The organism is Methylomicrobium sp. Wu6, from assembly GCF_035916875.1.
GTDB lineage: Bacteria > Pseudomonadota > Gammaproteobacteria > Methylococcales > Methylomonadaceae > Methylomicrobium.
Genome location: NZ_JAXUHN010000053.1, coordinates 1 through 13,584, shown reverse-complemented (window position 1 = coordinate 13,584; position 13,584 = coordinate 1). Strand labels below are relative to the sequence as shown.

14 protein-coding genes and 1 pseudogene are annotated in these 13,584 nt (G+C 52.9%); 7 read left to right on the top strand and 8 right to left on the bottom strand.

Features of this window, described 5'->3' with window-relative positions; genetic code table 11:
- Positions 1–44 precede the first annotated feature (44 nt).
- From acpP to U2W12_RS04975, 7 genes are all read right to left on the bottom strand, one after another.
- Positions 45–275, bottom strand: a complete 231-nt coding sequence (gene acpP / locus U2W12_RS05005; RefSeq protein WP_005371208.1) for an acyl carrier protein — start codon at positions 273–275, stop codon at positions 45–47.
- 198 nt (positions 276–473) lie between these two features.
- On the bottom strand, positions 474–1,202 hold the full coding sequence (gene fabG / locus U2W12_RS05000) for a 3-oxoacyl-ACP reductase FabG (protein ID WP_326499571.1): 729 nt from the start codon (positions 1,200–1,202) through the stop codon (positions 474–476).
- Positions 1,195–2,145 (bottom strand): ACP S-malonyltransferase, encoded by a 951-nt coding sequence (fabD, locus tag U2W12_RS04995; RefSeq protein WP_326499570.1) that lies wholly within the window; start codon positions 2,143–2,145, stop codon positions 1,195–1,197. Before fabD ends, fabG begins: the two co-directional genes overlap by 8 nt.
- Positions 2,146–2,240: 95 nt before the next feature.
- Positions 2,241–3,209, bottom strand: coding sequence for a beta-ketoacyl-ACP synthase III (locus U2W12_RS04990; protein ID WP_326499569.1), 969 nt, complete (start codon positions 3,207–3,209; stop codon positions 2,241–2,243).
- The gene (gene plsX, locus U2W12_RS04985; protein ID WP_326499568.1) at positions 3,206–4,234 is read right to left on the bottom strand and encodes a phosphate acyltransferase PlsX; all 1,029 of its coding nucleotides are present in this window, start codon (positions 4,232–4,234) and stop codon (positions 3,206–3,208) included. The genes U2W12_RS04990 and plsX overlap by 4 nt, the downstream gene beginning before the upstream one ends.
- A gap of 80 nt (positions 4,235–4,314) precedes the next feature.
- The gene (gene rpmF, locus U2W12_RS04980; protein WP_326499567.1) at positions 4,315–4,497 is read right to left on the bottom strand and encodes a 50S ribosomal protein L32; all 183 of its coding nucleotides are present in this window, start codon (positions 4,495–4,497) and stop codon (positions 4,315–4,317) included.
- On the bottom strand, positions 4,478–5,023 hold the full coding sequence (locus U2W12_RS04975) for a YceD family protein (RefSeq protein WP_326499566.1): 546 nt from the start codon (positions 5,021–5,023) through the stop codon (positions 4,478–4,480). Before U2W12_RS04975 ends, rpmF begins: the two co-directional genes overlap by 20 nt.
- A 92-nt stretch (positions 5,024–5,115) precedes the next feature.
- Here U2W12_RS04975 and U2W12_RS04970 point away from each other — a divergent pair, with 92 nt between their 5' ends.
- The 4 genes from U2W12_RS04970 to U2W12_RS04955 all read left to right on the top strand — a co-directional run bounded on the left by U2W12_RS04970 (position 5,116) and on the right by U2W12_RS04955 (position 10,456).
- Positions 5,116–5,646 (top strand): alpha/beta hydrolase, encoded by a 531-nt coding sequence (locus U2W12_RS04970; protein WP_326499565.1) that lies wholly within the window; start codon positions 5,116–5,118, stop codon positions 5,644–5,646.
- A 153-nt stretch (positions 5,647–5,799) separates the two neighbouring features.
- Positions 5,800–7,527: a SulP family inorganic anion transporter gene (locus U2W12_RS04965; RefSeq protein ID WP_326499564.1), complete on the top strand. Its 1,728-nt coding sequence runs from the start codon at positions 5,800–5,802 to the stop codon at positions 7,525–7,527.
- Between the two features lie 68 nt (positions 7,528–7,595).
- Positions 7,596–9,059 (top strand): ATP-binding protein, encoded by a 1,464-nt coding sequence (locus U2W12_RS04960; protein ID WP_326499563.1) that lies wholly within the window; start codon positions 7,596–7,598, stop codon positions 9,057–9,059.
- A complete protein-coding gene (locus U2W12_RS04955; RefSeq protein WP_326499562.1) occupies positions 9,059–10,456 on the top strand; it encodes a sigma-54 dependent transcriptional regulator in 1,398 nt (465 codons plus the stop codon). The genes U2W12_RS04960 and U2W12_RS04955 overlap by 1 nt, the downstream gene beginning before the upstream one ends.
- A 25-nt stretch (positions 10,457–10,481) precedes the next feature.
- Here U2W12_RS04955 and U2W12_RS04950 read toward each other — a convergent pair.
- Positions 10,482–11,424, bottom strand: a pseudogene (locus tag U2W12_RS04950) (IS1595 family transposase).
- A 387-nt stretch (positions 11,425–11,811) separates the two neighbouring features.
- Here U2W12_RS04950 and U2W12_RS04945 point away from each other — a divergent pair.
- From U2W12_RS04945 to U2W12_RS04935, 3 genes are all read left to right on the top strand, one after another.
- Positions 11,812–12,108 carry a DUF3303 family protein gene (locus tag U2W12_RS04945; RefSeq protein WP_326499561.1) on the top strand — a complete coding sequence of 99 codons (297 nt, stop codon included), beginning with the start codon at positions 11,812–11,814 and terminating at the stop codon, positions 12,106–12,108.
- 31 nt (positions 12,109–12,139) lie between these two features.
- Complete coding sequence (locus U2W12_RS04940) at positions 12,140–12,547, top strand: cytochrome c (protein ID WP_326499560.1); 408 nt, start codon at positions 12,140–12,142, stop codon at positions 12,545–12,547.
- Between the two features lie 198 nt (positions 12,548–12,745).
- The gene (locus tag U2W12_RS04935) at positions 12,746–13,468 is read left to right on the top strand and encodes an FAD-dependent oxidoreductase (RefSeq protein WP_326499559.1); all 723 of its coding nucleotides are present in this window, start codon (positions 12,746–12,748) and stop codon (positions 13,466–13,468) included.
- The last annotated feature ends 116 nt before the right edge of the window (positions 13,469–13,584 follow it).

Below are 13,584 nucleotides of genomic sequence, written 5' to 3'. Positions count from 1 at the left end.
GTTAGTGGATGCGCAGAATGTCATCCACTAATGAATCGCTACTATCAGGTGTTCTTTTCGACGTAGTCGATCGCTTGCTGAACAGTGGTGATTTTTTCAGCTTCTTCGTCCGGAATTTCGCACTCGAATTCTTCTTCAAGCGCCATAACGAGTTCAACGGTGTCAAGAGAGTCGGCGCCCAGATCATCTACGAAAGATGCGTCATTGGCGATATCTTCTTTAACGCCCAATTGCTCTGCAACAATTTTTTTTACTCGTTGTTCAACATTACTCATGATTATTATCCTCAAGCAATGTAAATATACTATTAATATAAATCATATATTTACAATGATATTGTTATTGGTGTTACTAGAAATCCCGTCCACGGAAATTCCAGACGGTAGCGAAAATTATACTGTAATCTGAATTTAAAGTCACAATATTAAGCTGACCGCCCGGAGGTAAGGCCGTGGCTAGGCGAGAGAGGAAGTTTATGGCATATACATGCCGCCATTCACATGCAGGGTTTCTCCGGTAATATAGGCCGCGCCCGGCGAGGCAAGGAACGATACCGCATGCGCGATTTCCTCGGGCGCACCGAGGCGTTCCAGCGGAATCGAAGCCAGCAGCGAGGTTTTGATGTCGTCGCTCAGGTCCTTGGTCATGTCGGTATCGATGAAGCCGGGCGCGACCACGTTTACGGTGATATTCCGCGAGCCGACTTCCTTGGCCAGCGATTTGCTGAAACCGGCGATGCCGGCTTTCGCGGCGGCATAGTTGGCCTGGCCGGCGTTGCCGGTCGAACCGACGACCGAGGAAATGCTGATGATGCGGCCGGTGCGTGCCTTCATCATGCCGCGGAGTACCGCCTTGCTCATCCGGAAAACCGAGGCGAGGTTGGTGTTGATGATCGCATCCCATTCCTCGTCCTTCATCCGCATCAACAGATTGTCGCGGGTAATGCCCGCATTGTTGACCAGCACGGTCGGCGCGCCGAATTCGTCATTGACGGTTTTGATTGCCTCGGCAATCGAATCGGAGTCCGCGACATCGAGACGCAAGCCCTTGCCGTTTTCGCCGAGATAAGCCGAGATGGCTTCCGCACCGGTTTCGGTGGTCGCGGTGCCGACCACGAAAAAACCGTCGCCGGCCAGTCTTTCGGCAATCGCCTTGCCGATGCCGCGGCTGGCGCCCGTCACTAAAGCGACTTGTTTAGCCATTTAACAGCTCCAAAGTAGTGTGTAAAGATTTGCTATCGAAGATCGACAGATGCTCGGCATCCTTCACGATACGTTTGTTCAGCCCGATCAGGACCTTGCCGGGGCCGCATTCGACAAAGCGGGCGACGCCTTGGTCGTGCATGAATTTGATCGAATCGACCCAGCGCACCGGTTTGTAGAGTTGTTCTTTCAGGGCGTTGCGAATCACTTCCGGCGCGCTGTGCGCCATCACGTCGGTATTATGGATCAACGTGATGTCAGGGCTTTTAATTTGAATCCGCAATAATTCTTCTTTGAGTTTTTCGGCCGCGCCGGCCATCAGGGCGCAGTGCGACGGCACGCTGACCGGCAGCAGCACCGCGCGTTTGGCGCCGAGGGTTTGCGCTTCGGAAATCGCGCGCTGAACCGCGTCCGCATTGCCGGCGATTACGACCTGGCCCGGCGCATTGAAGTTGACCGCGGCGACGACTTCGCCCTGCGCGGCTTTATCGCAGGCTTCCGCGACCTGATGATCCTCGAGGCCTAAAATCGCGGCCATTGCACCGATGCCCTGCGGTACAGCTTCCTGCATCAGGCGTCCTCGCGTCGCGACCAACCGGATTGCATCTTCGAAAGCGATCGCGTTCGCGGCGACCAGGGCGCTATATTCGCCGAGGCTATGACCTGCGGTCCAGGCCGGGCGGACGCGGCTTTGCTTATTCCAGATTTCCCAGATTGCAACGCCTGCGGCCAGCATCGCGGGTTGGGTGTTGTGGGTCTGATTCAGCTCGGCTTCGGGTCCTTCGCTGACCAGTTTCCATAAATCCTTGCCCAAGGCATCGGAGGCGCGCTCGAATGTCTGTTTGATTTCGGGGAAACCGCTCGCAAGATCGGTCATCATGCCGACCGACTGGGATCCCTGGCCTGGAAAAACGAAGGCTAAGTCGTAGGTTTGTGTGCTCATGGATGCGTCAAAATACTCGCTGAAACATTGGGTATATTTTTTGATGTTCAGAATTAAGGTACAAGGCGTGGAATGATTTTTCCTGTACCTTGGTTTTAATACTTCAACAACGCCGAACCCCAGGTAAAGCCGGCGCCAAATGCTTCCAGCAAGACGACCTGGCCGCGCTGGATGCGCCCGTCGCGAACCGCTTCATTGAAGGCAAGCAGCACGGAGGCGGAGGAGGTGTTGCCCTGGTTTTCGAGCGTGACAATGACCTGCTCCATAGACATTTTCAATTTCTTCGCGGTTGCCTGGATGATCCGGATATTGGCCTGATGCGGCACCAACCAGTCGATCGACTCTTTCTCCAGCGCGTTGGCTTCGAGTGTTTCATCGACGATACGGCCGAGCGTATTGACCGCGACCTTGAAGACCTCATTGCCGCGCATGCTGATATAGCCCGGTTCATGCTGGTAACCGTTCGGCGCCGCCTGCGGATTCGGGCAAAACAGCAGTTCTTCGTATTCGCCGTCCGAATGGATGTGGGTCGACAGGATGCCGGTTTCTTCGGAGGCGCCCAACAGGATTGCGCCGGCGCCGTCGCCGAACAGGACGCAGGTGGTGCGGTCGGTCCAATCGACAATGCGCGAGCAGATTTCGGAGCCGACGACCAGGACATTGCGGGCCGCGCCGGTCTTGATATATTGGTCGGCGATGCTCAAGCCGAAAATCGCGCCGGAACAGGCGGCCTGTACATCGAAGGACACGCAGTTTTTGATGCCGAGACGCTGCTGCAACAAACAGCCGGTGCTCGGATAAACGCGATCCGGCGTGCCGGTCGCGACGATGATCAGATCGATTTCCTCGGGGGCGATGCCGGCTATCTCGATCGCCTGACGAGCGGCGATTTCAGCCATGCTGGACGCGGTTTCGTCGGCCCCGGCGATGCGGCGGCTTTTGATGCCGGTCCGTTCGAAGATCCAGCTATCGGAGGTGTCAACCGTTTCCGAAATTTGGGCGTTCGTTAAAATTTCCGATGGAAGATAACCACCGGTGCCGATGACTCTTGAATAGCGGGTCATGAGTGCGTTTCCAAAGACAGGTTTTGTTCGACCTGCTGGCTGATTTTTTTGATGACGTCTTTTTTAACCTCAATTTCAGCCAACTGGATTGCGGTTTTGAACGCCAATATGTCGGCGCCGCCGTGGCTTTTGATCACCAGCCCGCGCAAGCCGAGAAAACTGGCGCCGTTGTAGAGGCGAGGGTCGATGCGCTTTTTGAATGAGGATAAAACCGGATAAGCGACCAGGCCTGCCGCTTTAGTCAGTAGGCTCTTCGAAAAAGCTTCCTTCAACAGCGTACCGATCATCTTGGCGGCGCCTTCGATCGATTTGAGCGCGACGTTGCCGACAAAGCCGTCGGTCACGATCAGGTCCACCCTGATCGCGCCCGCGTTCAATGAATTGCCTTCGACATAGCCTATATAATTCAACGGCGACGCTTCGAGCAGTTTGGCGGCGGCCTTGACCTGCTCGTTGCCCTTCATCTCTTCCTCGCCGATATTCAGCAAGCCGACTCGCGGCGATTCGATGTTTTCGACCGCCTTGACCAGTTCGGCGCCCATTACCGCAAATTCGAACAGATGCTGCGCCGTGCAATCGACATTCGCGCCGAGGTCGAGCACATGGGTGTGGCCATGAATGGAAGGGAGTGTCGAAATGATCGCGGGGCGATCGATGCCCGGGATCATTTTGAGCACGAAACGGGCCGTTGCCATCAGTGCGCCGGTATTGCCGGCGCTGACGCACGCATCGGCTTGACCGTCGCGCACGAGGTTGATCGCGACCCGCATCGAAGAGTCTTTTTTGTTTTTTAAGGCTTTCGACGGCGGTTCATCCATGTCGACGCATTGGGATGCGTGATGCACCGTCAGTCTGTCGCGATAGGTTTCGATCTCGGTTCCCAACTTCTGTTTGATGGTGGTTTCGTTGCCTACCAGAATCAGCTTTAAGTCCGGATTATTCTTCAAACAATCCAGCGAGGCCGGGATCGTTACTTCAGGGCCGTAATCCCCGCCCATCGCATCAATCGAAATAGTCAGGCTCACCTTAACCGATGTCTCCGCATTAAAAAATAAAAAACCGAACCGGCAAGGGTTCGGTATCGTGTCGAGTTAAAGCCCGAAGCTTATTCTTCGTCGCTGGTGGTTGTGATTTGGCGGCCTTTGAAATAGCCATCCGGCGTTACGTGATGACGCAGATGGGTTTCTCCGGTCAATGGGTCTTGCGACAGCGCGCGACTGGTCAATGCGTCGTGCGAACGGCGCTGGCCGCGTCTTGAACGGGAAACTTTACTTTTTTGTACTGCCATGAGGGCTCTCCAGATTTTTTAAGTGGGTTAAAATGGAAAAAGGATTATCCTGTTTTTTTTGCCGATCCGCCTCCGCTTGACCCGGAGTGCGACTGCCCGTATCCTCAATCTTGCAGGGCTCGGGATGTTTCGGGTATTGGGGAAGATTCAACAACAATTCGTCTTCGATGATGTTCTGTAGAAGAATTTTTTCTTCTTCGATGAACAAAGGCTCGAAATCCGGAGGCAAGCGGTCGACCTGCTCCAGGGAATTGACGATGCCCAGATGGACTTCCGCTTGTACGGGCCAATCAAGAGCTTTTAGGCAATTCTGGCAGACCAGTTGCAGATGGGTTTCAATCTTCCCTTCGATTTTGACCAGTCTCCCTTCACGGCTGAAAAAAAGATCGATCACGACGTTGCCGGTGGTATCGGACAGCATGTCGCCGAGGCGGCCAAAATCTTTTAGCGAAAGCTCCCCCTTAAGCTCACTGCGCTTATCGGCGAGGTGAAGCGGGTCAATATATTTGGGCAGGCGAGCTAACATAAATGAATAATCTTATCGTGAAACCCTGTTATGGTCAAATACTAAATGATTTTAAGGTCTTACCGCGAAGCGTCGGAATCGGAAACATGCAAATGAAAAAATTATTCGTTTATAGCCATGGCAAGGACAGCGTGCCCTGGGGCGACAAAACGCTGGCATTTGCCGAGGTCGCCAAAAAACAGGGTTATCAGGTCGAAAGCCCTGATTACCGCGGGCAATCCGACCCCGACCTGCGCGTGCGGCTATTGCTGGCGACCGATTGGAGGACTTTTGACCATGTTGTGCTGGCTGGATCGAGCATGGGCGCTTATGTGTCCGCGGTCGCGGCGGCGACGATCAAACCCGCCGGTCTGTTTTTGCTGGCGCCGGCGATTTATCTGCCCGGTTATCGGCAAACGGCATTCACGGCGCCGAAAGGATGCACTTGGGTTTATCACGGCTGGCAAGACGACATAGTGCCGCCGGATCATGCATGGCGCTTTTGCCGGGAACATCGGGTTCGCCTGACGATGCTGGACGCCGATCATCGTTTGCTGAGCGAATTGCCGTTTTTAACGGGAGAATTTGAGCGGTTTTTACTGGGATTGTCGAGAGACGAAAATAACGGGAAGGCCTCGGTGTAATACAACCTTAATAATGGTGTTTTTGCACCGTTTTACTCCCTGCAATACAATTTTTTGTAACAAAAAAATAAATAAAACAATAGGATAGTTATTTTATTCGGGCTGGCATGGTATTCGCTATGGCCTAGGCATCTATAAATGATGGAGAGGCTAATGTTGAGTACCATGTCGTCCGGCTCGCCCAGCACGGGGATTGCCGGTTTAAAAGAAAATTGGCGCGTCGACCTGTTGTCTGGCTTTTTGGTGTTTTTGATCGCCCTGCCTTTGTGTTTGGGTATTTCGATGGCATCCGGCTTTCCGCCGTCGGCCGGGCTGATTACCGCGATCATTGGCGGTATAGTGGTCTCGAGGATCAATGGTTCGTTCATGACGATCAACGGCCCCGCTGCCGGTTTGATCGTGGTCGTGCTGGATGCGGTGCAAAACCTCGGCCAGGGCGATGCGATGGCGGGTTACCGCTATACGCTGGCCGCCATCGTGGTCGCCAGCGCGCTGCAAATTGTGTTAGGTTTGTTCAAGGCAGGGCGTCTCAGTTCGTTTTTTCCGGCCTCGGTCGTGCATGGGATGCTGGCCGCTATCGGGATCATCATCATGGCGAAACAAATCCATGTGATGCTGGGCGTGACGCCGGAAAAAGGCAGTCTGTTTTCCACGATCGCGCAAATCCCGCACAGCATCATCAATCTGAATCCCGAAATCGCGATGATCGGTGTGACCAGCATCGCGATTCTGATCTTCTGGCGGGTGGTCCGGGAACCGCAACTCAAGATGTTGCCGGCGCCGATCCTTGTAGTGTTGGCGGGCATCGGTCTGGCGCGTTTTTATGATCTGGATCATGAGCACATGTATTTGTTCCTGCCGGATGCGAGTTTCCTGCCGCATCATGAGGCCACGGTCGGACCTAAGTTTCTGGTCGCGATTTCGGATAATTTTTTGTCCAGTTTTTATTTTCCGGATTTCTCGAAGATCGCGACGGCCGAATTTTGGGAAGCGGTGGTCACGATTTGCCTAGTCGGCAGTCTCGAAAGTTTGCTTAGCGCTGTCGCGGTCGATAAGCTCGATCCTTATCGCCGGCATTCGAATCTGGACCGCGACTTGACCGCGGTCGGTGTCGGCAATCTGGTGTGCGGCATGATCGGCGGTTTGCCGATGATTGCCGAAATCGTCCGTAGTTCGGCCAACTGCAATAACGGCGCGAAAACCGGTTGGGCCAATTTTTTTCACGGCGTGTTTTTGCTGTTGTTCGTGGTGCTGTTTCCACGCTTGATTCACAGCATTCCCTTGGCGTCGCTGGCATCTCTGCTTGTTTTTACGGGTTTTCGCCTGGCTTCGCCGAAGGAATTCGCCAAAGTGATGGGGATAGGCAAGGAACAGTTGTTCATGTTCGTAGTGACCATCATCGGCGTATTGGCGACCGATTTGCTGATCGGCGTCGCGATCGGGATCGCGGCCAAATTTGCGATCCATATGCTCAGGGGCGTCAGATTGAATAATCTGTTCAAGATTCACTTCGTTTTGGAACCCATGGAAGACGGTTCGCTACTGGTCGAAATCGTCGGCGCGGCGATTTTCTCTAACTTTCTGAAGCTGAAAACCGCGCTGGCCGGGATTGACAAGGGCAAGCATGTAATCTTTCAATTGAGCAATGCCTATATGATCGATCATACCGTGATGGAATTTCTGCACGAATTCCAGCACAATTATGAAGCGCAAGGCGGCGCCTGTGAGTTTTTCGGCATGGAATTCCATGATACTTATTCGCGCCATCCGTTGGCGGTGCGCAAAATGAAAAGAGATCATATGTGCAGACGGCGCTCCGATCATCATGGTTTGCCGAAATACACAAATGGAAAGAAGCTTTCGGAGAAGGAAATAGTGTAGCTTGCAGGTCGGGGCGCAGAAAACTTGCGCCCCGACCTCGAGCGCTTACCATCGTGCTCAAATAACTTATGCAATTTTTGAATAGCCCCGTCCAACACCGCGTGTTGGCTTTTTTGCTGTTGATGTCGTTAGTGCTGGTGATGTTCGTCGGCATGATCTGGCGCAACCTGCATCATTTCAACACCGTTTTTTCGCATGTCAATTATTCGCACAGCGTGCAGCATGCGTCGGTAGCGCTGCAAAAATCGCTGATCGATTATTTGATCAAAGTCAGCGTGCTTGTCGAGCCTGAAAGTTTACGGCCGACGATCGATACGTTGAATGGTACGGTCGCCGAATTGAATGCATTGTTCGCAGAAAGCGGATTTTTGGCCGAAAGCACCGGCGGTAATATGCTCATCGTCAAAGGGATACTGGATGAATGGAAGCAACCCGGCGACAGCGAAAAACAGGAACGATTGATCAGCGCGTTGAATCTGCTCAGCGATACGCTGGACAATGAACTCGGGCAGCGCGAGAAGTTGCTTGGCCAGATCAGCGAGGATACGCAGACCGAGCTCGATCTGGCCGCGGTCACGTTCATCGCGATCGTGGTGGTCGCATTCGGTTTTTTTTACCGGCGGATTTTGCATCCCTTGCACGACCTGAGGCTGCTGCTGCAGCGTCTGACAGAAGGCAATTTTACCCGGATTACGACCGACCATCTCGATCCGTTGCTGTTACCGGTCTTCAGTAGTTATAACGACATGGTCAGCCATCTGGCCGATTTGGAGGAGGCGAAACGGCTGTACGCGCAATCCTTGCAGCGCGAAGTCAGGCTGGCGACACAGGCGTTGCTAGAACAACAGGCCAGTCTTGCTCGGGCCGAGCGGCTGGCCGCAGTCGGCGAAGTCGCGGCCGAACTCGCGCACGAAATTCGCAATCCGCTGGCGGGCATACAAATTGCGTTCAGCAATTTGCGCCGCGAAATCAATAACTCCGAACAACACGCCAGGATAGAACTGATCGGCAACGAGTTGAAACGGCTCGGTTATTTGCTCAATGATTTATTGAATCAAAGCCGCCATCTGCCGGAAGCCGCCGACGACATCGACATCGCGATGCTGATTCGCGATCTGGCGGCATTGACTCGATATCAAATCGCCGAAGCGATTCGCCTGGATATTGCCGTCGAGCCGCTCCTGCACGCGCGTTTGCCGTCAGGTGGCCTGCGGCAAGCCTTGCTGAATTTGATTCTGAATGCGGCCGATGCTCTGGAAGGCCGCGCCGGAACGATTCAGGTATCGGCCAAACAAGATAGCAAAGGCATACGGATCGACGTCACGGATGACGGCCCCGGCTTTTCTCGGGAATTGCTCGAACAGGGCATCCGGCCGTTTCGCACGACCCGGCAACGGGGCACCGGTCTGGGGTTGACGATGGTGCAGCGTTTTGTCAAGGATGCCGGCGGCAGCATCAATCTCACGAACCGGATGCCGCATGGCGCCCGTGTAACGTTATTTTTACCGGTCATCGATCAGGAGTCGCTTTGATGATAGAAACCTTGCTGATCATCGAGGATGAAAAACTGTTGGGTTCCGAGCTTTCGCTGCATTACCGGAAGGCGGGTTGGGAGGTGGTGTTGGCGGCTACACTGGCCGAGGCCGAAGACTGGCTTGTCAAAAAAAATCTGGCCCCTTTGCTGATTCTTTCAGATCTGAATCTGCCGGACGGCAATGCATTGGATTTGATGGAAAAAATGAAGATGAAGGCAGGGTTTGCCGAATGGCTATTTTTAACCGGTTACGGCAGCGTGCCCGATTCGGTTAGGGCATTGCGGTTGGGCGCCTATGATTTTTTGGAAAAACCTTGCGATCTTGAGCGCCTCGATCTGGTGGTTGCGAGCGCCGCGCGCAGCGCCACGATCGTCAGGCGGGTGCACGAACAGGCTAGCGTCGGTCATAAACGCTATTCGCCAAATGCCTATGTCGGCCGCAGCCGGCAGGCGCAGGAGATTCGGGACTTGTTGCAACGCTTGACCGAGGTGCCGTTTAGCGCCTTGATCATCGGCGGCGAAAGCGGGACCGGCAAAGGCCTGACCGCCAAAATTCTGCATTACGGCGGCGCCCGCACGCAGCAGCCGATGATTGAGGTCAATTGCGCCGCGCTGCCTCGTGAACTTCTCGAGTCCGAATTGTTCGGTCACGAGCCGGGCGCGTTTACCGGTGCGACCAGCCGGCATCGAGGTCTGCTCGAGCAGGCCGACGGCGGCACGTTGTTCATGGATGAAATCGGCGAAATGCCGCTCGATTTACAGGCCAAGCTGCTCAAAGCGATCGAGGATCACAAGGTGCGCCGGCTCGGCGGCGAGAAAGAGGTCAGCGTGGATGTGCAGATCGTTGCGGCCAGTAACCGCGATCTGGAGCAGATGGTGCGCGAAGGCGGTTTTCGCAGCGATCTTTATCACCGCTTGAGTGTTTTCAAGGTCATGTTGCCGCCACTCCGCGCCGCAAAAGAAGATCTCGAAGATTTGGTGCCGTTATTTGTCGCCGAATATAATGCGAAAGCGGGTCGGCGGGTCAAGGATATTCCCGATGAGGTCTGGATCAAACTGAAAAGCCATGACTGGCCGGGCAATGTGCGCGAATTGCGCAATGTGATCGAGCGTTGCGTCTTGTTTTCCGATGGCCCGGTTTTTCCCGGCCAATGGCTGCAATTGCCGGGCCAGGCGAGCGCGCCGGCGCAAGCAGGCGTGACCGATAAAAACATGCTGCTGTTGCCTTTGGACGGCAGCATGGCGCTCGACGACATGGATAAGTTCATCATCAAAACCGCGCTGGAACGCGCGGACTATAACCTGACTGCGGCCGCCAGGGATTTGGGCGCAACCCGAGAAACGCTGCGTTATCGTGTGCGAAAGTACAATCTTAGCGCAAAGGAATCCGATTAGATTGAAGAGTGTTTATTTTTCCTGATTAGAAAGATCCTTCAGCTTGTCGTAGCCAACGTGCTGGGCGAGGCCCGATAGTGGCCGCAGCGACGAATAGACGCAATGGGAGTGTCTCAAGATGGAAGCGCCGGTTAAAACGATAAACAAACGCACCGAGGTAACGGGTTCCGTATTTGGCAAAATCGAACGCATGGTAGGCGCCGCCCAAGCTGGTTTTGAGGTTGCTCAACACCGTGTTGATCCAATTGAACTCCAGCAAGTCGTTGGGCTTGCGGCCGTCCACGATGATGGCCCGGTGTTGGCAGCCAGCAGCGGTTACCCCGGCAAAACAGGCTAATCCATCGGAAGTGACGACGCAACCTGGCGAGAGGTCTCCGTTAGCCCAGTCGACAATCGCATTGCGCGTAAAACCCGGAACCGGTGCCATTTTAATATACGGAGGCCGGCCTTCGGTACTGAGCGAGATGGCCGCCACAAAAGGCACCTTGTTCTCGGAACCCCGCCCGGCCTTGCCGCCAGCCAATTCACCGCCGAGGTAAGCGTCATCTACCTGGACATTACCACTGGGTATCCCGTTCGACCATCGCCCGCATCAGCTTCTGCTGTATCAGCCAAGCCGTGGGGTAACTCACGCCCAGTTGCCGTTTCAGGTCGAGTGCCGACAAGCCAGTCTTGGCTTGACTGACCAGATAAATTGCCAAGAACCAAAGACTTAGCGCCAAGTGGGTGCTTTGGAACAAGGTGCCTGCGATCAGGGATGTCTGCAACCGGCAGCACTTGCATTGGAAGGCCTTATGTTTTCCTCCCTTGAGAAAATAGTAATCCGCGTGGCCGAACCCTGGGCAACGGAAGCCTTGCGGCCAACGTGAGGCTTCCAGTGTGTCCCCGCATTGCTCATCGGTGCCATACTGCTCAAGGAATGCAGGCAAGGACAAGCCTTGTTGGAATTGGATACGGTTCATGGCCATGGCAGTTTCTCTTGGGTGGGTTTGTTTGGGTCAGTATGCTCCTTATAATTGAGAAAATCTGGTTTGGCTGAAGAATCTTTCTAATCAGGTAAGATGTTGAGTATCCGAGAGTTGAGATCAAAAAGACTAATAAAATTTTTGTTTTTTGCATGATACCACTCCTCTGTATCGGATATGCCGATACTAATGTCCAAAAAATATCGTTTGTCTTATATGACTATAAGCTTTTGAATTAACAAGTACGGAGAAATAAATCTCTGTTTGATAGACAGCTATTGAATGGGTTGACAATTAATGTCTTCGTATCATAACGCAACCATCAACTTAAGGAGACGAAAATGGCTGATGAAATGACGGTAGCAGGGGAAAAAAACCGAAAACGATGGAATGTTCTTTGTTGTCCACTGGACCCATACCCCGGAAAATTGTCCAGGCAGGAGTAAAGAGGGTGCTCAAATGCTCATTGACTTCTGGGCTAAACGCGAGGAAGCCGCAAAAAAAGAAGTCAAGATTCATGGGGCCTATGTTGGAGCAACAGAGCATGTCTACTACATCATCGTGCAGGCTAAAGACTACCAGAGCATGCTTGAATTCTTTGTACCCCTTATCCCCCCGCAGCAAGGGGCCATCAATCCGGTGACAACGATGGATGAGTGGACAAAGTGTATTCAACCGGGAGATTAATAAGACTGATTATGATTTAAGAGAGGTAACCATGAACAAAATATTTCGTAGTAAAAACAAAATTATGCCGGTCGCTGTTATGATTGGCGCTTTTGTATTATTCCCCATCCAGCATGTCTTTGCACAGCCCCTTTATAAGGTCGAAGGGAACCGTGTCGATAAAGCTACTTTCAATGGCTGGAATATTTACAGAACAGAAGCTTGCGGAAGCTGCCATCAATCAACTGGAGAGGGCAACGTCAGTAATCCGAATTTACTCCACAGCATGAAAAACCTGACTAAAGAACAGTTCCGGCGGGTACTTGTTCAGGGCCGTGGGATCATGTATTCGTTCCGTGGCAACAAAATGGTGGTCGATGGCATTGACGACCTATATGCCTACCTTAAAGGCCGTTCCGAAGGAACTATTCCAGCGGGCGATCTGACGGAAATGAAGTAATAGATATAGCTTGGAAATGAATAACTGAGGTCGGAATAAACTCAATATCTGTCATAGTACTCAACCGGAGCGCGGCCATGCGATCATTTCTCATTTTTTCGCTTTCGTGGTCCGCGCCCAGTTGGTTTTACGTTTAGTCACTATGAGCGGTGTTGTTGCGTACGTAATAATTTCAACAAAAATAAGGAGAATTACGCCATGCCAAGCTATAAAGTCAAACTGAAATATAAGCGAGAAATCGCAGAGGGAACGATGGCGTTCCATTTTGAAAAGCCTGCAGGGTTTGTCTACAAAGCCGGACAATTCGCTGACTGTACCCTGATCAACCCTGATGAAACAGACGCCGAGGGGAACACACGAACATTTTCATTGGCAAGCGCTCCTTACGAAGAGGATCTTATGCTGGCGACACGAATGCGTGACACTGCGTTCAAGCGGGTATTAAAAACAATGGAGCCGGGCACGGAAGTGATGCTGGATGCTCCCCATGGCTCGTTCACGCTTCACAATAGTAAGAGCGTTCCAGCTGTTTTCTTAACCGGCGGTATTGGCGTTACCCCGGTGAGAAGTATTATTCTTCAAGCTCTTCACGATAGGGTTCAGCATCGGATCCTGGTCTTTTATTCCAATCGAAAGCCGGAAGATGGGGCGTTTCTGGATGATTTGAGGGAATCTCACGCTGCAAATCCAAACTATACCTTTGTCGGTACGATGACGCAGATGGAAAAGTCCAACCGCGAGTGGCATGGGGAAACCGGGGTTATCAGCAAAGCCATGCTCCTGAAATACATTGATGATTTGACACTTCCCATCTACTACATCGACGGCCCACCCGCGATGGTGAAGGCGATGCGGCAAATGCTGAGCGAAGCGGGTGTCAACAATGACAATATTCGCACGGAAGAATTTTCAGGCTATTGATAAGTGCCTCGCAGAAAGTTGATTGGCGTTAAACTAAAAGCTTTTTAGAACCAGCAGGAAACAGAGTTGGCAAGGGTTGCCCGATTAGAACTATCAGAAAACGATGACGCATGTTT